Source organism: Eikenella corrodens, assembly GCF_003990355.1.
Lineage (GTDB): Bacteria > Pseudomonadota > Gammaproteobacteria > Burkholderiales > Neisseriaceae > Eikenella > Eikenella corrodens_B.
Genome location: NZ_CP034670.1, coordinates 891,134 through 914,888, shown reverse-complemented (window position 1 = coordinate 914,888; position 23,755 = coordinate 891,134). Strand labels below are relative to the sequence as shown.

Below are 23,755 nucleotides of genomic sequence, written 5' to 3'. Positions count from 1 at the left end.
CCACCCGAAAAGGAGATCTACCATGACTGATGTGAAAAAAGTAGCCGTAGTTACCGGTTCCGCCGCAGGTTTGGGCAAAGCAATCGCCACCCGTTTGGCCAAAGACGGCTTCCGCGTGGTGCTGCACGACATCAACGCCGACAACCTGAACAAGGTTAAAGCCGAATTCGATGCAGCCGGGTTTGAAAATATCGCCGTAAAGGGTAATTCTGCCAGCCGGGAAGACCAGTTCCGCCTGGTGGCCGAAGCAGTCAAGGCCTTCGGGCGGGTGGACGTGTTTGTCAACAACGCGGGCGTAGAATCGGTCGGCACATTCTTGAGCCTGAACGAAAATGAAATCGACCGGGTGTTGGGCATCAACATCAAGGGCGTGATTTTCGGCACGCAGGCCGCCGCCGAACAAATGAAAAAACAGCAGGGCGTGGGCAAAATCATCAACGCATGCAGCATCGCCGGACACGAATCCTACGAAATGCTGAGCCTGTATTGCGCCACCAAGCACGCGGTACGCTCATTCACCCATTCCACCGCAAAAGAGCTCGCCCCCTACAACATCCGCGTAAATGCCTATTGCCCGGGCGTGGCCGACACCCCCATGTGGGAGCGCATCGACGCCGCATTCGTAGAACACAAGGGCTACCAGCCGAAACAGGCGTGGAATGAATTTACCAAAGGCATCCTCGCCGGCCGGCCGCAACAGCCGGAAGACGTGGCCAACCTGGTATCTTTCCTGGCTTCGGAAGACGCCGACTACATCACCGGCCAAACCATCCTCACCGACGGCGGCATGGTATTCCGTTAAACAACAGGCAAACGGCCGGCGGCAGCCGGCTGTTTTTATGGCCGCCCGCATTTTGCATCCGCTAAATTCGGTTAAACCCGCACCCTGCCACCCGAACTTTGCTACACTGCGCCCCCTTTCACACGAACACAAGGAAAAATCATGGCTTTAATGGATAATCTGATGAACGCGGCCAGCCAGATGCTGGGCGGCAAAGACGGCGGACAAGGCTCGCTCGCCGATATGGCAATGGATTTGGTGAAACAGCACGGCGGCGTGGGCAACCTGATCAGCCAGCTGCAACAAGGCGGCTTGGGTGATGCCATCAGCAGCTGGGTTTCCAACCAGGCAGGCAACCTGCCCGTGTCCGGCAGCCAACTGCAACAAGCGCTGGGCAGCGACACCGTAAACCAGCTGGCGCAGAAATTCGGCGTGGATGCCAACCAGGCAAGCGAGATGCTGGCCAAAATCCTGCCCAATCTGGTAGACCACGCCACCCCCAACGGCAGCGCGCAAGACGCAGACGGCTTCGGCCTGGACGATGTAGCTTCCATGCTGCTGAAAAACTTTATGAAATAAACCAAAAGCCGTCTGAATGTTCAGACGGCTTTTTTATTTGTGAGGCTACCTAAAAACGCAGCTTAGGCAAAGTTTAAACGGCGAGATAGCTGAAACCTGCGCTCCATGCCGCGTTAGCCCGCTTAGCAGAGGGGAAATACTTTGGCTATAGCGGATTAAAATCAGAAGGGGCAAAGTAGCAAGCCGCAGACAGTGCAAGCAGTACGGCAAGGCAAGTCAACGCCGTAACATTCTGATTTTAATCCACTATATCTCTTCAGGTAGCCTCTGTCCTACCCCGCTCCATCACCACGCCCACCGATGCCACGCCGGGCAGGATGCCGGGTTTCACCGCCTTAATCCGCACGCTCTCGCAGGAAGGGAAATGTTTGAGCAGCAGCTGCGCTGTATAGCCTGCCAGCGCTTCCAGCAGGAAAAACTGCTGCCCTGCCAAAGCGGCCGTTACCAGCTCCGCCGCCTCGGCATAGCTGATCGTATCGGCCACATTGTCGCTCTTTTCCGCCGTGCTCAAATCAGCGCGGATGTCGATATCCAGCAGCACGGTTTGCGGCTGGCGGCGTTCCCAGTCGAAAACGCCGATTAGGGTTTGGGCTTTTAGGCCATGCAGAAAAACGGTATCCATGCTGTGCTTGTCCTCGTGATAGAATCCGGCTCGTTTGTTTGAATGTGAAAAAATCTTATGGCTGACATCTTGTCTGTGTGGGGCTTGGCCGCCGTGGTCGCCGCCTACTTAATCGGCTCGCTCTCGTTTGCCGTTATCGTATCCAAATTCTACGGGCTGGACGACCCGCGCAGCTACGGCTCGGGCAACCCGGGCGCCACCAATGTTTTGCGCAGCGGCCGCAAAAAAGCCGCCGCGCTCACGCTCTTGGGCGACGCACTCAAAGGCTTGGTGGCCGTGCTGATCGCCCGATGGCTGCAATCGCATTTCGGCCTGGCCTACGAAGTAGTGGCCGCTGTGGCCATAGCAGTGTTGGCGGGGCATATGTGGCCGCTGTTTTTCGGCTTCAAGGGCGGCAAGGGCGTGGCCACCGCGCTGGGCGTGCTGCTGGCTTTGTCGTGGCCGGTAGCGCTGATTTGCGCGGCGGTGTGGCTGGTGATGGCCTTCGGGCTGAAAATTTCTTCACTGGCCGCACTCACCGCCACCGTAATCAGCCCGCTGGCCGCCATGTTTCTGGTGCAACAGCCTTCCTGGCAAGCCGCCATTGCCGTGATTGCCGCGCTGGTGCTGCTGCGCCACCGCAGCAATATCCAAAACCTGCTCAGCGGCAAGGAAAGTAAAATCGGTTCGGGCAAATAGCAGCATTGGCTGCCCGATAGAGGCTACCTGAAAAGTTTCAGGTAGCCTTTTGTTTAAATAGCATGGTTTTTAGTCAGCTTGCTCCCCCCGCGCATCTTTCAACAACAAAGCTGCAGCCTGCCGACCGCTTTGTACGGCGGCTTCCAGCGTGGCGGGATAGCGCGGGTGCAGATAATCGCCGGCGAGGTAGATATGCTGATGGCGCAGCCAGGCGGCGGGGATGGCGGGGTTGTCGGTGCGGCTGGCGGCGGTGGCGCGTTTTTCGGTGATGACTTGGGCGTCAGCGGGGCGCGGCAGGTGCGGGCAGATGCGCCGCAAATCCTGGTACACGCGCGTTATCCACTCTTCGCGGCCGAGTTTGCCGTATTGGTCGGACAGGGAAATCACGGCGGATACTTCGCCGCGCCCGAAGCCGAGCGCATCGCGGTCGACAAACCATTGCGCCGTGCCTTCGGCCAGGCCGGTAATCGGCGCGGGCAGCTCGGGCGCAACGGGATAACGCAGATACACGGTGGTGATGGCGTGGTAGGCCAAGGCATCCAGCGCGGCGGCAATCTCGGGCGGAGCGGCCTCGGGCAGCAGGGGCGGCACATGATAGGGCGCAACGGCCAACACGGCGGCATCAAAGGCTTCGCCGTCCACCAACAGGCTACCTGAAAGCGTTTGTTCAATCTGCGGCACGCGCGTTTCCAGCCGGATTTGTGCGCCGTATTTTTGCAGGCGGCGGCACACCGGCTCGGCAAACAGCCGCCCCAAATCCTGCTTAGGCAGCAAGAAATCGCTGGCTGCGCGCTCCGCCCACACGCCGTCGCGCAGCACGTTTTGCAGGCGTTGCAGCGAAGCCTGCTCCAAAGCGGTGTTCATCGCGCCCCACACCAAGGGCTGCCAAAACTGCTGCTGCAAACGGTGCGACACCTGCTGCCGCCGCAGCCAAGCAGCCACGGGAATGTCTTCCGTCAAGCGCAGGCTCTGCAAGGCGCGCATCTGGCGCAGCAGCGCCGTTTTCTCGCCCCAACCGATGCCGCGTGCGCCCAGCACGCCGAAAAGCAAATGCAGCGGCGCACTCAGACGGCGGGCGGCAAATTGCAGGCCGTCGGCCAAATGCCATTGCAGCGGCAGACGCAAAAATGCTTCTTCTTCGCGCACGCCGCAGCGCGCCAGCACATCCAGCACCTGCCGATACGCGCCCACCAAAATATGCTGGCCGTTGTCGGCATGGGCAAAACCGCTGCCGCCGCCCAACGCGCGGGCGCGGCCGCCGCACTGCCGCCCGGCCTCAAACAGGGTAATTTGCGCCCGGCCACACAGCGCTTCCGCCGCCGAAAGCCCCGCCCAGCCGCCGCCGATAACCGCCACACGCGGCGCGGTGCTCATGGCTTAAACCCCAAGAGCCAGGTTTTCAGGGCAATCCGTGCCTTGCGCGGCTTCGGAATCGCCAGCTTGTAGCGCAGCACATTGGCCGCGCCGTCGCGCTCGATTTCGTTTAAAAGCGCGTAGTAGATGGCGGCCATCACCAGCCCTGCCTTCTGTCCGCGCCGCTCGGCAGCAGGCAGCAAGGCCACGGCTTCGCGGTAGGTTTGGCGGGCACGGGCTACCTGAAAAGCCATCAGCTCGGCAAACGCTTGGCTGTTTCGGCGTTGCAGCAAATCGGCGGCAGGCACATTGAAGCGCTGCAAATCTTCCACCGGCAGGTAAATCCGCCCGGCCACTGCGTCTTCGCCCACATCGCGGATGATGTTGGTGAGCTGCAGGGCCAAGCCCATTTTGTCGGCATAATCCAGCACGGCGGCATCTTGAAAACCGAGGATGCGAGCAATCAGCCGCCCAACCACCCCGGCCACGCGCTGGCAGTATTGCTGCAAGGCGGCGAAATCGGCATAACGCGCCGGGGTCAAATCCATTTCCACGCCGTCAATCACGGCAGTCAATTCGTTTTCAGGTAGCCCGTAGGCCGGCGCCACTTCGCGCATGGCCTGATTAACCGGATGCTCCGGCAAGGCCGCGCCGTGAAATACCTTGGCCGCATCCTGCCGCCACCAAGCCAGCGTTTGCGCCGCCACGGTCGGATCGTCGCAATCATCCGCCACATCGTCGAGCTCGCGGCAATAGGCATACAGCACAATCATGGCACGGCGTTTTTCCGGCGGCAGAAAGCGGAAACCGGCCAGAAAACTGGAGCCGCTCTCTTCGGCTTTTTGGTGGCAGTAGTCGTAGGGGGTCATGATTTTTGAATTTTGATAATAGTGCGTGGAGCGGTTTCACGGAAATAGGTGTTCGGCACGCGTAAGTAAAGATAGAGGGCTATGGCGATGAAGCAGAGTATCTAGCCATGGAATGAAGAAAGGCCTGTTATCGAAAATCGTAGAGCCGAAAATGTCCCTCTCCACCCAAACGATTAACTGGCTGCAGACCAGCCACCCAAAATGCAGCAGGCCTCCGCACAAAAATACCACACGCGCCCATTTATGGCGATACCACAATCCCGCTGCACATAACAATATCCCAAACGACACCGCAAACGGTTCAATCATCCTGAAGATGAAATGGATGAATACGATTCTCGGGCTGATTCTGTACACTTCAAGCATCTCCCATTCAAATCCCTCCCAACTACCGGCCAAATTGCCCATCACAATAATCATCAGCAGCGGGCACAGGATGGCCAAACCCAAAGGGCGTGGCGAGGGGGTTGGAGAAGCAGTATCCATCTGTCGGGTTCCTAAGTTATTGGGAAATCATCGGCCGCCTGGAAGGCCAAACACTGTAGCGGATTAAACCAGGCGGCAAGCTGCCAAGCGTACAGGCAGTACGTCAAGGCGGGCCAACGCCGTAGCATGGCGATTTTAATCCACTATATTTCCCATTTTGCCGTGGCCGATATTTTTCAGGTAGCCCCAAGGGGGCGGAGAGGCTACCTGAAAATCCTCAGCAGCCCGTAGTAGCACACCATATTCAGCCCGCAAAACAGCAGCAGGCAGGAGGCAAACCGCGCCACCATGCCCCAATTGTCCAACCGGGTATACAGCGCCGCAGCGGGCAGCGCGGACAAAACAATGCAGCCGCAGCGGGCGGCCAGGTAGCGGGGCGCGGCTTTGCCGGCGAAATCGTCTGCCAGCTCCGCCGCCAAACCGCCGAACAGCAGGAAGGAGAAATATGCCTGCCCCAGCAGGTAGGCCGGCAGCCAACTGCTGCGCTCGGCATGCAGCGCCACCCACAGCACGCACAGCAGGCTGAGGCCGCCTGCCGCGCAGTTTATCGCGGTTTCGCATTTGCTCATGGCAACGTGTTTTTCCTTCAGAGTTCGATTTTCAGGTAGCCTTATAGCCATGGAACACAGATATAGTGGATTAAATTTAAATCAGGACAAGGCGGCGAGCCGCAGACAGTACAAATAGTACGGCAAGGCGAGCCAACGCTGTACTGGTTTAAATTTAGTCCACTATACATCTGTATTCAGGCTACCTGAAACGCCCGCACCGCCGCCCAAACGATTTCAGGCTGTTCTTTAATGGCTTCGTGCGCGGCGAACGGAACGTTCATCAAATGCACTTCGGGCAGTTCGGTTTTCAATGCCGCCCAGTCGTCAAATGCAAGCAGAAAATCGGCCTCACCGCGTATCGCCAGCACGGGAGCTTGGATTTGGCGGATGTTTTCGTTGGGATAACCGCTTGCGCCCTCGTCCAGCCACATGGCTTTTAGGGCTGCCGCCCATTTATCCGCGTCAGGCTCGGGGTTGGCTGCCTGATAGGCGGCCAGCTGTTCGGGCAGGTTTTCTTTGACGAAATCGAGGTTGATTGTTTCAAACATGGGTCGCATGCCGTCCAAGTGTTTTTTGTGCCATTCCGCGCCCACGGTGATGATTTTCTCAATATTTTTGTCTGCCGCGCCCAATCGGTAGGCGGTTATTCCGCCATCGCTGAACCCGAATAGGCTGTATTTTTCCACGCCTTCATGCCGCAGGATTTGGCGTGCATCTTCGGCGGCTTGGGCATAGGTCAGCGCGGCTGTGCCGAGCGTGGAGCGTCCGTGTCCGCGCGTATCTGTCGCAATCACGCGGTAGTGTTGCTGTAAACGCGGCAACAGCGGGGCAAAGTCGGCAATCGAGCCAAAACCGCCGTGCAGCAGCACGATAACGGGGGCGGTTTCCGTGCCGCCGATTTGGTAGTGCAGCGTCGCGCCTTGGTATTTGATGAATTTGGATTGCATGGAAGTTCCTTGTCCGGCTTGTCGCAGGCGGAAACCGTCAATATTGCTGCGGCCAGCGTGAGCAGGTTTCTGCGCGAAAGGTTCATGGTTTTCAGGTAGCCTGTCGGGGCGGCAAACTACACGCGGGCCGGTTTTCAGGTAGCCTTTTCACAGTTGGGGCTACCTGAAACCGCCCTACCCCGCCAAACCAAAGAAGCCGGCCTCGAAAGCCGGCTTCCGCCATTTGCTATTCTCGTGGCGAATCCACTCGGATGCTGTGTTCCATCTGTCCGGCAGGGGCTGTGCTGCTGCCTTTTGGGCGATCGGAAAGGCGTTTCAGGTAGCCTTCGTCGATGTCGCCGGTGGCGTAGCAGCCGTTGAAGCAGGAGCTGTCGAAGCCTTCGATGGCGGGGTTGAGCGCGCGCACCACGTTTTCCAAGTCGTCCAAATCTTGGAACACCACGCCGTCGGCAGAAATTTCGGCGGCAATTTGCTCGGCGCTGCGGCCGTTGGCAATCAATTCGGCGCGGGTGGGCATGTCGATGCCGTACACATTGGGGTAGCGCACTTCGGGGGCGGCGGAGGCGAAATACACTTTCCGCGCCCCGGCGGCGCGCACCATTTCCACAATCTCGCGGCTGGTGGTGCCGCGCACGATGGAGTCGTCCACCAGCAGCACGGATTTGCCGGCAAATTCGCTGTCGATGGGGTTGAGCTTCTGGCGCACGGATTTTTTGCGCGTGGCTTGGCCGGGCATGATGAAGGTGCGGCCGATGTAGCGGTTTTTGATGAGGCCTTCGCGGTAGGGTTTGCCTAGGTGCATGGCCAGCTGCAAGGCGCTGGGGCGGCTGGTATCGGGGATGGGCATCACCACGTCGATTTCGTCTGCCTTCAGGCTGCGTTTCACTTTTTCAGCCAGGGTTACGCCCATATCGAGCCGCGCTTGGTACACCGATACGCCGTTCATCACGGAATCGGGGCGGGCAAAATACACGTATTCAAACAGGCAGGGCAAAAGGCGCGGCGCTTCGGCGCATTGGCGGCTGTGGAACTCGCCGTTAAAGCCGATAAACACAGCTTCGCCCGGCGCAATATCGCGCACCAATTCATAGCCCAGGCCGGGGAAAACGATGGATTCGGAAGACACCATATAGGCGGTGCGCCCCGCTTCGTCGGTGTGCTTGCCCAACACCAGCGGGCGGATGCCGTGCGGGTCGCGGAAGGCGAGCATGCCGTAGCCGGCAATCAGCGCCACCACGCCGTATGCGCCGCGCACTTGGCGGTTGAGCGCGGCCACGGCGTCAAACACATCGGCCACTTCCAGCTTGCTGCGGCTGCCGATTACGTGCTGCAACTCGCTGGCCAATACGTTGAGCAGCACTTCGGAATCGGAGCCGGTGTTGATATGGCGCAGGTGGCGGCGGCACAGGTTGGCATTGAGCTCATCGGTGTTGGTGAGGTTGCCGTTGTGCGCCAGCACGATGCCGAAGGGCGAATTCACATAAAAGGGCTGCGCCTCGGCGCTGCTGCCCGCGTTGCCGGCGGTGGGATAGCGCACATGGGCGATGCCGGCGTTGCCCACCAGGTTGCGCATATCGCGCGTGCGGAACACATCGCGCACCATGCCGGTATCTTTGTGCATATGAAACATCTCGCCCTCGGCGGTGACGATGCCCGCCGCATCCTGCCCGCGGTGCTGCAACACCTGCAAGCCGTCATACAGCAACTGATTCACCGGCTCGAAGGCCACCATGCCCAATACGCCACACATAAACTCACTCCCCCGGCGCTTGCCGGTAGTCGACACGATCCGCCATAAACGGCGGCAGATACGGCACGGCCAATTGGGCCAAGCCCTCGAAAACAAATGCGGTTTGCGAATGCCGCCATTCCTCGCTCTTCGGCAAATCGGTAAACGCGTAGGCCAGCACTGCCAGCGTTACCGCCAGCACCCCCTTCACCGCACCGAACACGCCGCCGAGCAGGCGGTTTGCCCCGCCCAGCCCCAACGCGCCGGCGGAAGAGGTAAGCACGGTTTGCAGCAGGCGGAACAGCAGCCGCGCCAGCAGAAACACGCCGATAAACGCTGCCACCACCGCCAGCGCATGCGGCTTGAGGCTACCTGAAAGCCAGTCGCCCACCAATGGAGCAAGCAGCTTGGCCGCCAGCAGCGAGCCCAGCCAAGAAACCAAGCCCACCAATTCGGCCACCACGCCGCGAAACAGCGAAATCAGGGTAAACGCCGCAATCACCAGCAGCGCAAGATAGTCAAACAAAGTCATCAGCGCTCCAGCAGGATGCCGTCCAGCCCCTGCGATTTAATTTTGCCCATTGCCTGGCCGGCGGCCTGGCGGTTGGGATATGAACCGGTGCGCACGCGGTAGAGCGCGTTACCGCCTTTGTTGGCCGGCGGCGCCACATAGGCGCTCACGCCCGCATCGGCCAGCCGTTTTTGCACGGCGCGTGCCTGCTCTTCGGTGGTGTAAGCACCCACCTGAATCACCATGCGCCGCTCCGTCTGGGCAGCTTGATTGTCGGCCGCTTTGCCGTTGCCGGCCACATGGTTGGCAGCGCGGTTATTCAAAATATCTTCCGGCGAGAGGCGGTTGCCGTTTGGCTTACGTTCCTGCCGACGTTCAGCTGGGCGTTCGGCTGGGCGGCGGCGCTCTGCTGGTTTATGTTCGGTCGGCTTCGGTTCGGCCGGTTTGCTTTCGGCACGGCGCTCATTCGGCTGTGAGGCAGGCGTTTGCGGTTTCACGCCCTCGGCGCGGCGCGGGGTTTCCGGCACGGCAGGTTTGGCCTGCGGCTGGGCCGCCGGTTTATTGTTTTCCGCCTGTTGCGCGCGCGGCTCAGCAGGCACCGGCTTGGCTTCTACACGCGGCTGTGGCGCAGGCTTGCTTTCCACTCGCACCGGCGGTGCAGCCGAGCGGCTCGGCGGCGGATTAGCCGCATTGCCGGAGTTGGCCAGCGGATTGGGCAACACCGTGGTGCGCGCCTCCACCGGCTTGGCTGGTTGTACGGGCTGCGACGCAGGCGGAGCAGGTTCCACAACCACGGCTTCCGGCTCAACAACCGGCGCCGACACAGGCTGCGGCTGCATTTCCACCGCAGTGTCGGCACCGGTTGGCACTTCGGCCACCGGCTCGGGCAGCGGATGGGTTTCCACCGCCATGGAAGCGGCGGTTTCGCTGCCGCCGCTCACGGTGATTTCGCCCGGCGCGGCAGTATTTTTGCTGCTGCCCATCACTTTGGCCAGCAGCAGCGCCACCACCGTGGTGAGCAGCAGCGCACCCACCAAGCGGCGGCGGTTTTTGCGCTTAATCTGCTCGTATTCTTCCAGATGGCGCCAATTCGGGTTGGACTGGGGGGGCATAATTCCTTATTCCTGTTGCGGTGCGCCCATCACTTCGGCCACCGTGTGAAACGAACCAAATACGACAATTCTATCATTTTCCCCAGCCTCCGATAAGGCAGTGCGATAGGCCTCGCCCACGCTGGCAAACAGGCGAACATTGGCCGCTCCCGCCGCTTCCAGATGCTGCTGCAATGCTTCCGCCGAGAGGCCGCGCGGCAGCGGCAGCGGGGCAACCAGCCATTCGTCGAACTGGTCTTGCAGCAGGGAAACCACAGCGTCGATATCTTTGTCGGCCAACATGCTGAACACCGCCAGCCGTTTTTCGGCAAACGGCAGCGCCATCAGGCTGCGGCGCAAGGCACGGGCGGCGTGCGGATTGTGGCCGACATCCAATATGGTGAGCGGGCGGCCGGGCAACACCTGGAAACGGCCGGGATGGCTCACCAGCAACAGCCCGCGTTTGATGGCGCCGATATCCACCGGCAGCCGCGCATTCAGGCATTCGAGCACCGCCAGCGCGCAGGCGGCGTTGCCCAGCTGGTAGCCGCCGCGCAGGGCGGGAAAAGGTAACGCGTTGCGGTTGCGGCTACCTGAAAACAGGCGGCTGTGCTCGGGATGAAAGTGAAACGACCATTGCTGCTGCTCCAGCTTGCTGAAGCCGAAATCGCGACCGGCCAGCAAGAGGTCGGCGCCGATGGCTTCGGCGTGTCGGCGCAGCGATTCGGGCGGCGGGTTTTGGGCGCAGATCGCGGGTTTGCCCGTGCGGAACACGCCCGCTTTTTCGAAGGCCACCTGCTCCACCGTGTCGCCCAAAAAGGCTTGGTGGTCCAAATCCACCGACGTTACCACCGATACGTCGCCGTCAAAAATATTCACCGCATCCAGCCGGCCGCCGAGCCCGACTTCCAGAATCATCACATCGGCTTCGGCGCGCTGGAAAATATCCACGGCGGCCAAGGTGTTGAATTCGAAATAAGTGAGTGCGGTATCGCCGCGGGCGGCTTCAATGCGCTCGAAAGAGGCGGCAATGGTTTCGTCGGCAGCGGGCTGGCCGTTCACGCAAATGCGCTCGTTATAGCGCAGAATGTGCGGGCTGGTGAGCATGCCGGTTTTGAACCCGGCGGCGCGGTAGATGCTTTCCAAAAAGGCGCACACCGAGCCTTTGCCGTTGGTGCCGGCCACCACGATCACAGGGCATTGCGGCTGCAAACCCATCCGCTCTTTCACCGCGCGCACGCGCTCCAAGCCCAAATCAATGCTGCCGTGGCTGTGAGCAGTGCCGCCGGTGTAGGTGGTTTCGAGGTGGGCGAGCCATTGGGAGAGTGTTTTCATGTGTTCAACCTTGTTTGATGGGTTACCTGAACATGCCAAACGGGCTTTCAGGTAGCCTGTATGCCGATACGGCCGGCTTGGCAAAGGCTACCTGAAAATGATGGTGTCGGTCACATGATTGTGCCAAGCGCTTGCTGGCCGCATTTCGAGCGGCGTTTTCAGGTAGCCTGCTTTATAGTGGATTAACAAAAATCAGGACAAGGCGGCGAGCCGCAGACAGTACACACGTTACGGCAAGGCGAGACAACGCCGTACTGGTTTTTGTTAATTCACTATAACTGATGAAGGCTACCTGAAAACGGTTAAACCTTTTCAGGTAGCCTTTTGGCGCAGCATTATACTCCAGCGGAATTCAGCCCGGCACGCCATCCAGCGCGGCAGCAATCAGCGCGCCCGTGGCGGCATCGATTTGCGCAGCGGCAGTTTCCGCTTCGCCCAAACCGCGACCCGCCACCAGCGGCAACACGCGGCGGTACAGCACCTGCACGCGGCCGTTTTGCTCGTACACCAACACTTTTAGCGGCAGCTCGGCGGCCAGCAGCAAATCGGCCTGCATCAGCGGCGTGCCTTTGGCCGGGTGGCCGACAATCAGCAGGCTGGCGGGCGCCAGCGGTAGGCCGTGTTCGGCGGCCAGCGCGGAATGCGGGATTTCGGCAAACAGGGTAATCTGCTTGGCGGCAAAAGCCTGTTTCAACACGGCCAGCGTTTCGGCAAAACCCAAGCGGCTGGGTAGGATAAGGTGGTTGGGATTGATCATAGGGTTGAGTCCTGTATGCAATGAAAAGCCAATAAAATATGCCGCGTTGGCACGGCTGTTGTTAGCTGGAATCCTGCCTATCCAACGGTTTGCTCCGTTTCTTCCGCGCCTGCCCCCAACGCGCCCACACCCGCAGGCGGCGCAATCCTTCGGCATCGGCGGAATCCGGCCACACAGCTTGGTAAATCTGCCGGCCGCCGTCGGTTTGCCAGTGCAAGAGTTGCAACCACGGCAACACCACGCCGCCGCGCAGGGTGGCCGCCACGGCAATTTGCTGCAGCTGCAAGAACAGCACGGCCCCGCCGCCGCTGCCCACTGTGAGGCTGCCGATTGGCAACGGCCGGCGCAGGGCATACCAAGCGGCAGGGGCGGTAAGCGCGAGGCCGATCAGGCGCAGCCAACCGGAGAAATACAGCAGCCAGATAACGGCCAGCCACGCCCATGCGGCCAACTGCAGCAGGTGTTGCAGCCGTGAAGGCCGGAAGGCTACCTGAAAAGGTTGCACGGCGGCTACATCATGTTGTCCACCACGGGGCTGACGCGGATATCGTCGTCATCCGTGTCCAGCACCATGTCGTGGAATTCGAGATCGAAAAAGCGGGTAAACAGCTCGGGCGTAAGCTCCGGCCATTGCTCCTGCGGCACTTCCCACGAAGCAATTTCGCCACTGAATACCTCACGCCAGCGTTCGCCAAACAGGCCGGCGCTCTCTTCGGGCGTATCGGCCTGCGCCAACAGATACACGCTGCAGTTGCTGCGGATTTGGGCAAGGGTGAGGTCGGGCAGGTCGTCGCCGGTGCTTTTGAGCCAGGCGAGGAAAGCTTCGGTGGGCTTCACCACCACGGCGCTACGGTCTACAAAATACATGGTGTTTCCTTGGGTTGGTTTTCGCAGTTTCAGGTAGCCTTTTCAACAAAAACTACAGGCTACCTGAAAACGTATAGTTCACAAATATCAAATATTTAATGGAGGCAATCGGCTTTTCAGGCAGCCTGCGGGGCAAGATACAGGCTACCTGAAACAGATTTTCTGAAGTGTCGGCCTTCTGAGAAACCGAAACGGTCGGCATCCGCTACAGCGGATAATCGTAATCCACCACCAGCGGGGCGTGATCGGAGAATTTCTCCTGCTTATAAACATGGGCGGAGCGGGCGCGCCCGGCCAGGGCGGGCGTGGCCATTTGGTAGTCGATGCGCCAGCCCACGTCTTTGGCATAGGCCTGGCCGCGCTGGCTCCACCAGGTGTAGCCGGGCGTTTCGGGATAGAGCGTGCGCCAAATATCCACCCAGCCCAGTTCGGCAATCACTTTGCCGATCCACTCGCGCTCTTCAGGCAAGAAACCGGAGTTTTTCAGATTGCCTTTCCAGTTTTTTAAGTCGATGTTTTGGTGCGCAATATTCCAATCGCCGCAGATCACGATGTCGCGGCCTTGGGTTTGCAGCTCGCGCAACATCGGGTAGAAAGCTTCCAAGAAGCGGAACTTCACCTGCTGGCGTTCTTCCGAACTGCTGCCGGACGGCAAGTAGAGCGAAATCACCGACAAATTGCCAAAATCAGCCTGCACAAAGCGGCCTTCGGCATCGAATTCGGCAATACCCATGCCGGTTTGCACGCGGTCCGGCTCGCGTTTGCTATACAGCGCCACGCCGGAATAGCCGCGCTTTTCAGCATAATGCCAAACGCCGTGCATACCGTGCGGGGCTTTCATGCTGTCATCCAAATCGGCTTCTTGAGCCTTGAGCTCCTGAACACAGACGATATCGGCGCCGCTTGCGGCCAGGTATTCATAGAAGCCTTTTTTATAGGCAGAACGGATGCCGTTTACGTTGGCAGAAATAATGCGCATGGGTATTTCCAAATAAAGTTATTGCTTGATTATACAGGGAAGCAGGCTACCTGAAATGTTCAGGTAGCCTGTTTAGCCAGCGTTTGACGCCACACCAAATAATCACGCAACGGCGGCATAGGCGGGTTGATGCAATGCGGGCAGATGCCGGTTACGTCTTCATCGTCAAACTCTTGGTGGAAGGCATCCGGATCGAAACGGGACTGCTGCATCACCGCCTGCACCAGCGCCTGCTGCTGCACCACATCAAATTCGTAGCCACTCAAAATTTCAGCCAGCAGATCGGTTTCTGCCGGGCTGAAAGGAGCAATATTGCTTTGAATCATGCGTGCGTAATCGACATTCTGAATTTTTTGTTGCAATAAAAGAGTAATGCTCATCAAAATTTGAATTTTAATTAAATAAAAACTAATGCAATAATTCGCATTCTTGGTCGATATTATTACCGCCGGAAAACACTTCTTTATTGTCGCAACGGCTACGGCTGCTTTGGCAAATCCGTACCGTTTGGTCTTGGTTAATCAACAAAACCCGTGGCTCTTTATTCACATCAAAAGCCACGGCTTTAATTGTATATTTATCTCCCAACACCCCGCGCGCATTGCCTTGGAATTTAATACAGAAATGCTGCGTTTGGCTAACCGCCAATGCCGGCCAAGTGGTGGAAGTGGCTTTAAACGTGCGGTTTCGCGCATAAAAACGCTCCATTGCCCGGCTATTTTCCAATAAAGCAGCATTGGCCTCTTCCAAACGAGATTTGCGCACAAACGATTGGTATGAAGGATACGCAATAGCCGCCAAAATCGCCACCACAGCAATAATAATCATCAGCTCCATCAGTGTGAAACCGTGTTGGGTGGAAACAGATAAGCCGTTCATGCTGCCACTCCTTAGTGAAGTAACGGAGTGGACAGTATAAACGGCTTTGTAAATAAAGTGAATAGAATTGAAATATTAAAATTGTTCGCAGTTATCCATACTGGCTTTATCGCAACGACTGAATGTACCAGCAATGCTGCTATAGTAAATAGCCTTAGGCTCGCTATTATTCCTGCTGTTTGGCTTGGCAACAATCTCGTAACTGTTGGCAGTCGGACTGTTTGTGGCAAAATTAATAGTAAAAAATTCAGTATCCGCCGGTTTAGGAGCACCAATAAAACTCCGTTGTTGCGTATAGAGTCGCTCCATATCTCTGGCGGTAGACATAATACTGGCCTTTGCCTGCTCCATCCGTGACCTACGTGTAAATGTGTCATAACTGGGATAGGCAATAACAGCCAAAATCGCCACTATTGTCACAATTATCATTAACTCCATCAATGTAAAACCTTGCATCTTTAATTTATCATTCATCATTTTCCCTTTTACCCCATCCTCCCGACAACACTATATGTTCTTTCAAATCCAACTAAACAAACTAGCTATTAGTTACTCACTCCACAATTAAATAAATCACCTGAAGGCAGGGGTCATATGAAAACAAATTACCAGCAAACTCCTTTTCCCCCTACTTTTCAATAGCTGCTCCATTTAAAACTCTAATCCGGCTGACTCCGAGCCCGATAAATCTCTTCCTTCATTTGCCGTATCGCTTCCGGCAAGCCCAAAAACACGGCTTGCGCAATGAGCGCATGGCCGATATTCAGCTCGCGAATCGGCAAAATCCGTGCCACCGGTGCTACGTTGTGAATCGCCAAACCATGCCCGGCATTGACCACCAAACCCAATTCCGAAGCAAAATATGCCGCTTCTTCCAAACGTAACAATTCGTTTTGCCGAACGGTATGAGAAGTTGCATCGGCATACGCGCCGGTATGCAGCTCAATGGCTTGCGCGCCCACATCACGAGCAGCCTTAATTTGTTGCTCATCCGCATCGATAAACAACGAAACGCGGATGCCGGCAGCATTTAATTGCTGCGTAAACTCCGCTACTGTCTGCTGTTGCGCCAGCACATCCAAGCCGCCTTCGGTGGTGACCTCCTGCCGTTTTTCCGGCACGATGCACACATCTTCCGGCTGCACCTGTAAGGCGTTATCCAGCATTTCTGCCGTCAGCGCCATTTCCAAATTCATGCGGGTGCGGATTGCCTGTTTGATGGCGAACACATCTGCATCTTTGATATGGCGGCGATCTTCGCGCAAATGCAAAGTAATCAAATCCGCGCCGTGGGTTTCGGCAACCAAAGCTGCTTCCAACGGGCTGGGATAGCGCGTACCGCGCGCATTACGCAAAGTGGCAACGTGGTCGATATTAACGCCCAACAGCATCTTCTTTCCTTTCGGGTATCGAATTTTGCAATTTAGCTTCATGACTCACGCCGCAAAGGTAACTAAGCAACCGGCGTGCCATCTGCACGAAGCCGTCCTAAGGTATTGCCAATACCGCGCAATTACACAAATCATCGCTCTCAAATGCCGTAATCTCGCCTGCCTCCAATCCTGGAACGGGGAACAGGCGTACAGTGAGCGGCTTGTTCAGGCGTAAGGCCATGGTGCCGGTGTCGCACATGATGTCGGCAATTTTCTCCGCCGGAGTGCTGCCGGCAATCGGCACGGTATCCAAACCGATACCGCATACGCTGCTGTAAGTGAGCAGGGCGCGGATATCGAACTGTTTCCTGCGGGTGGCCTCGGCCAAACCTTCGTCTTCGGTTACCGCCAGCATCAGGCCGGAAAAACCCACGGCCTGCACCCGCTCCAGCGACTTGAACACACGGGTAAGCAGTGCGGATACTTCCACCGTACCGGCTGCGCCGAAATACGGCACGCGCATCAGCCGATACAGTTCCACCATTGAAGTACAATTCTTTGACGGCGCCGCCGAAGTATCCATGCCGGCATAAGCCCAACCTGCATCCAAAGGCGTGTCGGCCACACATTGCTGCACACGCTCGATGTGGTATTGCAGCGCCTCGCGCATGGCCGAATAGGCTACCTGAAAATATTTGGCATGCTCTGCCGGCTGATTATTTAATCCACGTAAGGCGGCGGCCAGCAAATCCGGCGTTTCCAAGCCCAACACAATACAGTTGCCCTGCTCTGCGCGGTGGTAGCCGGCGGGGAAATACGGAATCAGCGGCCGGCAATTGAAGTTTACCGTGAAATTGAAATTGCCCTCGCCGCGCGGCGTAATGCGGCCGATTTCCTGCATAGTCGCCACGCACAACTCAATGGTTTGCCTGTCTAAAAAACCATTCTCATCCATGCCCACATTCACACAGGCATTGCACAAATCGCCGTAATCGCGAATCAACTCCGGCAGCAGGGCGATTTCGTGCGCACCCACCGCCTCGCCAACAGCAAAACGGATACGCATTGCCTTTCCGTGATTCAATTCCTGCAAAATCTGCTGGATACGGGCCAAACCCTGCTTGGCCGTTTGCACGTTTTCGGTATCCAAATATTCGCCGAATGGGTTTGACACCAGCCGTACCGACTGCACGGTATAGCCCGCCCGGGCAAACGACTCGGCCAAGCGGTCGCATTGGCGTTTGGCTTCCACCAGCACGCCAGCCCATAAATTACTATTTTTATTCAAACTGATAAACGCGGTAATCGCCCGCACGCGGCAAAGTTCTGTGTTGTGTAAATCCACTTCGTTTTTCCTCAAAGCATGATGTGATTGGAGGATAAAGGCTACCTGAAAGCCTGTATCTGCTGCAACACCTGACGCGATTTAATCCCTTCCGGCAGGCGAAAATCCAGCAGCAGGCGGGTAATCCGGCGTGCCTGCTGCAAAGCGGCGGTATCGGTAAATTCACCGTTTTGCAGCTGAATCAACACATCACCGTCTACCGCCACGCCAGGCTGCACTTCTGCCGGCGTCAGGCTATGCCGCTGCTCCAACGGCAGCACCGCATGTTCCGGCCGCAGCCAGTATTGCCGATCGGCTTCCACCGGGCAGCCCGCGCTGTCTTTCTGCAAGTCCGGCGCATAGCCTGCCAGCGTGAGCAATGTCCACTCAAAACGGCGCAGCACGGCGGCGTGGTTCGGCTCGGTGCACAAAGTGCGCATCACCTGCCGCAAAGCCTCATACAACGCGGGCTGCGGGTCTTCCCGGACAGTGAGTTTCTGCACCAATTCATTCACATACAGCCCGCTCAGCAGTGCCCTGCCCTGCGGCTGCGGCCAGCCGCCCAACCATTCGGCTCGGTGCAGCGTTTTCAACTCTTCCTTGCCATACCAGGCTACCTGAACCGGCACAAACGGCACCAACACACCGCGCAATTCGCTCTGCCGTTTGCGCGCGCTGCGCGCCACCACCGCCACCCGCCCGTAATCGCGGCTAAACAGCTCCGCCAGCAGGCTGGTTTCGCGCCACGGCGTGGCCGACAGCAAAAACGCCGGCTGGGAATCGATGCGGTTGGGCTGCTTCATAACTCGTTAAAGAACAATGGGAAAGCGGCTGTTTATTTTTCAGGTAGCCTTTAGTTGGCAACATCCATCAGCCATGCCGACGGCGGCTATCCGGCAGCGGCAAATCCGCCCATTTCATCACTGAAGCCACTTCCGCCGCGTTCAGCTCATAAAACTGCCCACGCTTCAAGCGGTTGGGCAAACCAATCGGCCCGAAGCCGGTTCGCACCAGGCGGCTCACCGTAAGGCCGAAATGCTCGAAAATGCGGCGCACTTCGCGGTTGCGCCCCTCTTTTAGCACCACATTATACCATTTGTTCACGCCTTCCCCGCCCTGGCTGTGGATGCGTTCCACCCGCGCCAGGCCGTCTTCCAGCATCACGCCCTCGCTGGTAAGCAGGCGCATCTCGTCCATGCCCAGCTCGCCCAATACGCGCACCGCGTATTCACGCTCCACTTCGAAGCTCGGGTGGGCAAAACGGTTGGCCAATTCGCCGGAAGTGGTGAGAATCAGCAGGCCGCTGGTATTGATGTCCAAGCGGCCGATGGCTACCCAACGGCTGCTCGCCACCTGCGGCAAGCGGTCGAAAATGCTCACGCGCCCCTGCGGGTCGTCGCGCGACACAATCTCGCCTTCCTGCTTGTAATACAAGATGATACGCGGCAATCGATCAGGCCATTTCAGCTTAATGACGCTGCCTTTCACCAACACCTGGTCTTCCGGCTGCACCTTGTCGCCCAGCTGCGCCACCTTGCCGTTTACCGTTACCCAACCGTTCTGAATCCACTCCTCCATCTCGCGGCGCGAACCCACGCCCGAAGCGGCCAGCGCCTTTTGCAGGCGCACCGGCTCGATGCCGCTCAAATCGGAACGCTGTTCCTGCAAACGGCGCACTTGGCTCTGCACTTTTTGGTTGCCCGGGCGCACCGCCAGCTTTTTTGCCCGTGCCACGCGGGTTTTCGGCGCTTTCTCCGCTTCAGGCCGCTGCTGGCGCTTAGGGCTGGCTGAAACTTTTTCATCAGCGCGGCGCGGATTGCGTTTATTGGAATCGCGTTGGTTTTTCATATAGTTACACTCCTAATCCGTGATATAGTGGATTAAATTTAAATCAGGACAAGGCGGCGAGCCGCAGACAGTACACACGTTACGGCAAGGCGAACCAACGCTGTACTGGTTTAAATTTAATTCACTATATTTATCAACGGTTCTTCTGCGGCACGAAGCGGCAGGGTTGGGGAAAATGATGGAACAGGCTACCTGAAAACGAAGCCTCAATAAAGTTAAAACAATAGGGCTGCGGCAAAGCAAACATCAGCAACGCCATCTGTTTTTCAGGTAGCCCAAACAGTATCGTCATTCAAAATAGAAATCAGACCATCCCATGAAATGAGATGTTTTAGCTGCGGTTTACGTTTACGGCACAATGTGCCGTAGATTGGCTGTTTTGCAATCTGCTTGGGAAGCAGCATTTTTGAGTTTGGCTTTAGACGTTTCCCCCCGACACAGTGTTCATGCACAGGGGAAGCGTTCTCGCACACTCAAACAGCCAATTATCTTACTGTAAGCCGAACAAACAAGCCAAGCAAATCGCTCAAGCCAAACTAAAGGCTACCTGAAACCATACGACAATTTTTCATGCCGCTTCCCAAGTTTCAGGTAGCCTTTATTATTTACAGCCAGCTTCTACAAACCGGCCATAACTCAAATGCTTATTTCCCCCTACTGCGTCGGTTCGCCCAGCAGGGGGAAATTGTTCAGCCATATCAGGCGCGACGGCCTTGGGCGGCCGGTTTGCGGGCTTTGCTGCGCGGGTTGCCGGCGGGGCGGCCGAAGGGTTTGCCGCTGCCGTTGGGCTTGCTGCCGCCTTTTTGTTTCCAGCCGCCGCCTTTGGCCTTGCGCGGGGCTTTGCTGCGCTTGCGGGTGGGCTCCATGCCTTCGACGGTGAACTCGGGCAGCTTGCGGCCGAGGTATTTTTCGATTTTGTGCACCGCCACGTATTCGTTCACTTCGGCAAAAGTGAGGGCGAGGCCGTGGCGGCCGGCGCGGCCGGTACGACCGATGCGGTGCACGTAGTCTTCGGCCTGTTTGGGCAGGTCGTAGTTGATCACATGGGTGATGCTGGGCACGTCGATACCGCGCGCGGCCACATCGGTGGCCACCAGCACTTTGATACGCCCTTTGCGCAAATCCATCAGCGTGCGGTTGCGCCAGTTTTGCGGCATGTCGCCGTGCAGGCAGTTGGCGGCGAAGCCTTTTTCATAAAGTTCGTCGGCCAGCTGTTCGCTCATGGCTTTGGTGCTGGTGAAGATGATGCACTGGTCGATATTGGCATCGCGCAAAATATGGTCGAGCAGGCGGTTTTTATGGTTTTTGTCGTCACAGTAAAAGAGCTGCTCGTCGATTTTGCCCTGGTTGTCTTCACGCTCGATTTCAATCACTTCGGGATTTTTAGTGAGCCGGCGGGCGAGTTTACCTACGGCACCGTCCCAAGTGGCGGAAAAGAGCAGGGTTTGGCGGCTTTCGGGCGTAGCGGCCACGATGGTTTCGATGTCGTCGATAAAGCCCATATCCAGCATGCGGTCGGCTTCGTCGAGCACCAACACTTCGAGGCGGTCGAAATCGATGCGGCCGCTGCGCATATGGTCCATCAGGCGGCCGGGCGTGGCCACCACCAAATCAATCGGTTTGGCCAGCGCTTTGATTTGAAAACCGAAAGACGAGCCGCCCACCAGGGTGACGGTGCGCAGCCATTTCATGTTTTGGGCGTAGATTTTGGCGTTTTTTTCCACCTGCGCCGCCAACTCGCGCGTTGGCGTGAGCACGAGGATACGCGGGCCTTTGCCGGGCTTGTCGCTGCGGCGGGTGATGCGTTGCAGGCTGGGCAGCAGGAAAGCGGCGGTTTTGCCGGAGCCGGTTTGCGCCGAAGCCATGATATCGCGGCCTTCAATGGCGGCGGGCAGGGCTTGGGTTTGGATGGGGGTGGGCTCGATGTAGCCGGCAGAACGCAGGGCGGCGAGCAGGTTTTTATCGTGCAGCAGGTCGCTGAATTGGATGGTCATGTGTTTCCCAAAAGGACAACAATACTTTCCGCCCGCACAAAACGGGCAGCCGCGAAGCAAAAGGATGCGCTAACAGAAAGAGGCGGGACTCATTCGCTTTCCATACTAGGACAGGCCGCAAACAGTACAGGCAGTACGGCAAGACGGGCTAACGCAGTAAAGAAAGTGAAGGCAACCGCCGGAGGGGTTACGCAAAAGATTGTCGCAAGCAAAACGCTTGGAATGGCATCGGCGACAACCTGCGAAGCAGAGAAGGATTGCACGCAAAATGCGGCAAACAGACGCAGCTGTAAAACTGCGGGGGCTGAAGACGATGGCTTCGAACAAAAAAGAGGCGGCATCTTAGGCGTTTATCCGAGTTCGGTCAAGCAAAATCTTTGGATTGACACCTATCTGCCGAAAAGGCTACCTGAAAGCCACAGTGGCCCGTTTGGAGCGATGGGGCAATTAACCGTAAAATAGCCGCATTCCTTTTCCACTTTTCAGGTAGCCTCACATGAGCGAAATCACCGCCTTTGCCAACCGGCTGGGCAAAAACGCCAAACACCTCATCAAATGGGCGCGCCGGCAAAACATCGAAGCCTGGCGGCTCTACGACCGCGACATCCCGCAATACCCCTTCGCCATCGACATCTACGCCAACCACGCCCACCTGCAGGAATACGACACCGGCTGGATTATGCAGCACGCCGAATACGAAGCCTGGCTGGCCGAAGTGGTGGAAGCCGTGCAATTCATCACCGGCTTTCCCGCCGAACACATCCACCTCAAACAGCGCAGCCGCCAGCGCGGCAGCAGCCAATACGAAAAAACCGGCCGCAGCGGCGAAGATTTTATCGTGCACGAAAACGGCCGCGCCTTCTGGGTAAACCTCAACAAATACCTCGACACCGGCCTCTTCCTCGACCACCGCAACACCCGCGCCCTCGTGGGCAGCGAAGCCCGAGGCAAACGCTTCCTCAACCTCTTTTCCTACACCGGCAGCTTCAGCGTATATGCCGCCACCGGCGGTGCTACCGGCAGCGAAACCGTAGATTTGTCCAACACCTATCTCGATTGGGCGCGGCGCAACTTCGAGCTCAACCGAATCAACCCCGAGCAGCACCGCATCATCCGCGCCGACGTATTCCAATACCTGCAAAACGCCGCTGCCGAAGGCAAACGCTTCGACCTCATCGTGATGGACCCGCCCAGCTTTTCCAACAGCAAAAAAATGCTCGATATCCTCGACATCCAACGCGACCACCCCCGCCTCATCCGCGAAGCCATGCAGCTGCTCGAGCCCGGCGGCACGCTTTATTTCTCCAACAACCTGCGCAGCTTCGAGCTCGAACCTGCCGTGGCCGAACGCCATGCCGTGGCCGAAATCAGCCGCCAATCCGTACCCGAAGACTTCCGCAACCGCAAAATCCACCGCTGCTGGACAATCAAACACCGCTAAAGCAAAGGCTACCTGAAAGCATCCAAACCGTTTTCAGGTAGCCTTTTATAGTGGATTAACAAAAACCAGTACAGCGTTGTCTCGCCTTGCCGTAACGTGTGTACTGTCTGCGGCTCGCCGCCTTGTCCTGATTTTTGTTAATCCACTATATATTAAACGTCCCCTATGAACCAATCCGCCATCGATCGCGCAGCCGCCATCCTATTCGCCCTGCTCAGCGCCGCCCTGATTGCCGCTTTTTTTGCCGACAGCCGTTTTTTCCATTGGGCATTCGCCCGGCATCATAACCCCCTGAGCTGGTACATCCGCCCGTTGTTCCTCATCCCCTTCTGCCTCGCAGCCTACCGCCGCAGCCACGCCGGTATTTGGGCTACCTTGTTGCTGCTGCTCAGCAGTATGTTTTGGTTTCCCCCGCCCGACTATCCAAACGAACGTATCCGGCAGTTCTTGGCCATGGAGCAAAACTTCCTGCTCGGCGGCTGGAATACGGCCAAAGTCTTGGCATCGGGCATGGTTGCTCTGAGCCTGATGCTGATTGCCGCCGCCTTCTGGCAGCGCAAACCGCGCCTCGGGCTGTTCTGCCTAGCCGCAGCCGCCGCAGGCAAAATCCTGTGGAGCATCCGTTACGGCCGGGCGGCAGGCTACGCCGTTATCCTACCCGCAGTCTTCGGCCTGCTGCTCTGCGCCATCGTTATCGGCATGGTATTGCATAAAATCAAGCGGCGGCCTTAATGGGTAAAGGCTACCTGAAAATCTACAAT

General features: G+C 57.6%; 30 protein-coding genes and 2 pseudogenes. 9 read left to right on the top strand and 23 right to left on the bottom strand.

Going from position 1 to position 23,755, the window contains the following annotated elements; genetic code table 11:
- Positions 1-22: 22 nt before the first annotated feature.
- Both ELB75_RS04675 and ELB75_RS04670 read left to right on the top strand, forming a co-directional pair.
- Positions 23-802 carry an acetoin reductase gene (locus ELB75_RS04675; RefSeq protein WP_064086170.1) on the top strand — a complete coding sequence of 260 codons (780 nt, stop codon included), beginning with the start codon at positions 23-25 and terminating at the stop codon, positions 800-802.
- Between the two features lie 141 nt (positions 803-943).
- Positions 944-1,360, top strand: coding sequence for a YidB family protein (locus ELB75_RS04670; RefSeq protein WP_126982928.1), 417 nt, complete (start codon positions 944-946; stop codon positions 1,358-1,360).
- 256 nt (positions 1,361-1,616) lie between these two features.
- Here the strand turns inward: ELB75_RS04670 and ELB75_RS04665 are convergent, their stop codons facing one another.
- Positions 1,617-1,982: a dihydroneopterin aldolase gene (locus ELB75_RS04665; protein ID WP_126982927.1), complete on the bottom strand. Its 366-nt coding sequence runs from the start codon at positions 1,980-1,982 to the stop codon at positions 1,617-1,619.
- Between the two features lie 57 nt (positions 1,983-2,039).
- On the opposite strand from ELB75_RS04665, the gene plsY reads away from it, so the two are divergent.
- Positions 2,040-2,660, top strand: coding sequence for a glycerol-3-phosphate 1-O-acyltransferase PlsY (plsY, locus tag ELB75_RS04660; RefSeq protein WP_431306051.1), 621 nt, complete (start codon positions 2,040-2,042; stop codon positions 2,658-2,660).
- A 69-nt stretch (positions 2,661-2,729) separates the two neighbouring features.
- On the opposite strand, the gene hpnE is transcribed toward plsY, so the two are convergent.
- The 4 genes from hpnE to ELB75_RS04640 all read right to left on the bottom strand — a co-directional run bounded on the left by hpnE (position 2,730) and on the right by ELB75_RS04640 (position 5,937).
- On the bottom strand, positions 2,730-4,034 hold the full coding sequence (gene hpnE / locus ELB75_RS04655) for a hydroxysqualene dehydroxylase HpnE (RefSeq protein WP_126982926.1): 1,305 nt from the start codon (positions 4,032-4,034) through the stop codon (positions 2,730-2,732).
- A complete protein-coding gene (gene hpnD, locus ELB75_RS04650; protein ID WP_126982925.1) occupies positions 4,031-4,882 on the bottom strand; it encodes a presqualene diphosphate synthase HpnD in 852 nt (283 codons plus the stop codon). The genes hpnE and hpnD overlap by 4 nt, the downstream gene beginning before the upstream one ends.
- Positions 4,883-4,918: 36 nt before the next feature.
- The gene (locus ELB75_RS04645) at positions 4,919-5,368 is read right to left on the bottom strand and encodes a hypothetical protein (RefSeq protein WP_126982924.1); all 450 of its coding nucleotides are present in this window, start codon (positions 5,366-5,368) and stop codon (positions 4,919-4,921) included.
- A gap of 203 nt (positions 5,369-5,571) precedes the next feature.
- Positions 5,572-5,937 (bottom strand): hypothetical protein, encoded by a 366-nt coding sequence (locus ELB75_RS04640; protein ID WP_126982923.1) that lies wholly within the window; start codon positions 5,935-5,937, stop codon positions 5,572-5,574.
- Positions 5,938-5,995: 58 nt separating this feature from the next.
- Here ELB75_RS04640 and ELB75_RS12635 point away from each other — a divergent pair.
- Positions 5,996-6,120: pseudogene (locus ELB75_RS12635) on the top strand (IS5/IS1182 family transposase); the annotation flags it as partial.
- Here ELB75_RS12635 and ELB75_RS04635 read toward each other — a convergent pair.
- From ELB75_RS04635 to folC, 5 genes are all read right to left on the bottom strand, one after another.
- Positions 6,114-6,866, bottom strand: a complete 753-nt coding sequence (locus ELB75_RS04635; RefSeq protein WP_126982922.1) for an alpha/beta fold hydrolase — start codon at positions 6,864-6,866, stop codon at positions 6,114-6,116. The pseudogene ELB75_RS12635 and the gene ELB75_RS04635 sit on opposite strands and share 7 nt — an antisense overlap.
- 226 nt (positions 6,867-7,092) lie before the next feature.
- Positions 7,093-8,616 carry an amidophosphoribosyltransferase gene (gene purF / locus ELB75_RS04630; RefSeq protein ID WP_126982921.1) on the bottom strand — a complete coding sequence of 508 codons (1,524 nt, stop codon included), beginning with the start codon at positions 8,614-8,616 and terminating at the stop codon, positions 7,093-7,095.
- Positions 8,617-8,620: 4 nt separating this feature from the next.
- Complete coding sequence (locus tag ELB75_RS04625; protein WP_126982920.1) at positions 8,621-9,127, bottom strand: CvpA family protein; 507 nt, start codon at positions 9,125-9,127, stop codon at positions 8,621-8,623.
- Positions 9,127-10,218 (bottom strand): SPOR domain-containing protein, encoded by a 1,092-nt coding sequence (locus tag ELB75_RS04620; RefSeq protein ID WP_126982919.1) that lies wholly within the window; start codon positions 10,216-10,218, stop codon positions 9,127-9,129. The genes ELB75_RS04625 and ELB75_RS04620 overlap by 1 nt, the downstream gene beginning before the upstream one ends.
- Positions 10,219-10,224: 6 nt before the next feature.
- Entirely contained in the window at positions 10,225-11,532 is a 1,308-nt protein-coding gene (gene folC, locus ELB75_RS04615; RefSeq protein ID WP_126982918.1) for a bifunctional tetrahydrofolate synthase/dihydrofolate synthase, read from the bottom strand.
- 60 nt (positions 11,533-11,592) lie between these two features.
- Here folC and ELB75_RS13020 point away from each other — a divergent pair, with 60 nt between their 5' ends.
- A complete protein-coding gene (locus ELB75_RS13020) occupies positions 11,593-11,718 on the top strand; it encodes a hypothetical protein (protein ID WP_277600830.1) in 126 nt (41 codons plus the stop codon).
- Positions 11,719-11,884: 166 nt separating this feature from the next.
- On the opposite strand, the gene ELB75_RS12465 is transcribed toward ELB75_RS13020, so the two are convergent.
- From ELB75_RS12465 to ELB75_RS04565, 11 genes are all read right to left on the bottom strand, one after another.
- Positions 11,885-12,289, bottom strand: coding sequence for a DUF302 domain-containing protein (locus ELB75_RS12465; protein ID WP_164726809.1), 405 nt, complete (start codon positions 12,287-12,289; stop codon positions 11,885-11,887).
- 61 nt (positions 12,290-12,350) lie between these two features.
- On the bottom strand, positions 12,351-12,794 hold the full coding sequence (locus tag ELB75_RS12460; protein ID WP_164726808.1) for a YgfX family protein: 444 nt from the start codon (positions 12,792-12,794) through the stop codon (positions 12,351-12,353).
- Positions 12,795-12,799: 5 nt separating this feature from the next.
- Positions 12,800-13,156 (bottom strand): hypothetical protein, encoded by a 357-nt coding sequence (locus ELB75_RS04605; protein ID WP_067440574.1) that lies wholly within the window; start codon positions 13,154-13,156, stop codon positions 12,800-12,802.
- A 205-nt stretch (positions 13,157-13,361) separates the two neighbouring features.
- The gene (locus ELB75_RS04600; protein ID WP_126982916.1) at positions 13,362-14,135 is read right to left on the bottom strand and encodes an exodeoxyribonuclease III; all 774 of its coding nucleotides are present in this window, start codon (positions 14,133-14,135) and stop codon (positions 13,362-13,364) included.
- 59 nt (positions 14,136-14,194) lie between these two features.
- Positions 14,195-14,515 carry a hypothetical protein gene (locus tag ELB75_RS04595; RefSeq protein ID WP_126982915.1) on the bottom strand — a complete coding sequence of 107 codons (321 nt, stop codon included), beginning with the start codon at positions 14,513-14,515 and terminating at the stop codon, positions 14,195-14,197.
- 28 nt (positions 14,516-14,543) lie between these two features.
- A complete protein-coding gene (locus tag ELB75_RS04590) occupies positions 14,544-15,014 on the bottom strand; it encodes a type IV pilin protein (RefSeq protein WP_126982914.1) in 471 nt (156 codons plus the stop codon).
- Positions 15,015-15,089: 75 nt separating this feature from the next.
- Complete coding sequence (locus ELB75_RS13015; RefSeq protein ID WP_126982913.1) at positions 15,090-15,491, bottom strand: type IV pilin protein; 402 nt, start codon at positions 15,489-15,491, stop codon at positions 15,090-15,092.
- 182 nt (positions 15,492-15,673) lie between these two features.
- Positions 15,674-16,405, bottom strand: a complete 732-nt coding sequence (gene pdxJ, locus ELB75_RS04580) for a pyridoxine 5'-phosphate synthase (RefSeq protein ID WP_126982912.1) — start codon at positions 16,403-16,405, stop codon at positions 15,674-15,676.
- 97 nt (positions 16,406-16,502) lie between these two features.
- Complete coding sequence (locus ELB75_RS04575) at positions 16,503-17,732, bottom strand: DUF711 family protein (protein WP_126982911.1); 1,230 nt, start codon at positions 17,730-17,732, stop codon at positions 16,503-16,505.
- 41 nt (positions 17,733-17,773) lie between these two features.
- Entirely contained in the window at positions 17,774-18,514 is a 741-nt protein-coding gene (gene recO / locus ELB75_RS04570; protein WP_126982910.1) for a DNA repair protein RecO, read from the bottom strand.
- A 67-nt stretch (positions 18,515-18,581) separates the two neighbouring features.
- Complete coding sequence (locus ELB75_RS04565; RefSeq protein WP_126982909.1) at positions 18,582-19,559, bottom strand: pseudouridine synthase; 978 nt, start codon at positions 19,557-19,559, stop codon at positions 18,582-18,584.
- A gap of 23 nt (positions 19,560-19,582) precedes the next feature.
- Here ELB75_RS04565 and ELB75_RS13205 point away from each other — a divergent pair.
- A pseudogene (locus tag ELB75_RS13205) lies at positions 19,583-19,692 on the top strand (IS5/IS1182 family transposase); the annotation flags it as partial.
- Here the strand turns inward: ELB75_RS13205 and ELB75_RS12455 are convergent.
- Together ELB75_RS12455 and ELB75_RS04555 are read right to left on the bottom strand one after the other, a co-directional pair.
- Positions 19,693-19,851 carry a hypothetical protein gene (locus ELB75_RS12455; protein WP_164726806.1) on the bottom strand — a complete coding sequence of 53 codons (159 nt, stop codon included), beginning with the start codon at positions 19,849-19,851 and terminating at the stop codon, positions 19,693-19,695.
- Between the two features lie 406 nt (positions 19,852-20,257).
- Positions 20,258-21,553, bottom strand: coding sequence for a DEAD/DEAH box helicase (locus tag ELB75_RS04555; protein WP_126982907.1), 1,296 nt, complete (start codon positions 21,551-21,553; stop codon positions 20,258-20,260).
- Here ELB75_RS04555 and ELB75_RS04550 point away from each other — a divergent pair.
- The 3 genes from ELB75_RS04550 (at position 21,524) to ELB75_RS04540 (ending at position 23,726) form a co-directional block, all read left to right on the top strand.
- Positions 21,524-22,015 (top strand): hypothetical protein, encoded by a 492-nt coding sequence (locus ELB75_RS04550; RefSeq protein WP_126982906.1) that lies wholly within the window; start codon positions 21,524-21,526, stop codon positions 22,013-22,015. The two genes, ELB75_RS04555 and ELB75_RS04550, sit on opposite strands and share 30 nt — an antisense overlap.
- Before the next feature lie 34 nt (positions 22,016-22,049).
- Entirely contained in the window at positions 22,050-22,994 is a 945-nt protein-coding gene (locus tag ELB75_RS04545) for a class I SAM-dependent methyltransferase (protein WP_126982905.1), read from the top strand.
- A 165-nt stretch (positions 22,995-23,159) separates the two neighbouring features.
- On the top strand, positions 23,160-23,726 hold the full coding sequence (locus ELB75_RS04540; RefSeq protein ID WP_126982904.1) for a hypothetical protein: 567 nt from the start codon (positions 23,160-23,162) through the stop codon (positions 23,724-23,726).
- The last annotated feature ends 29 nt before the right edge of the window (positions 23,727-23,755 follow it).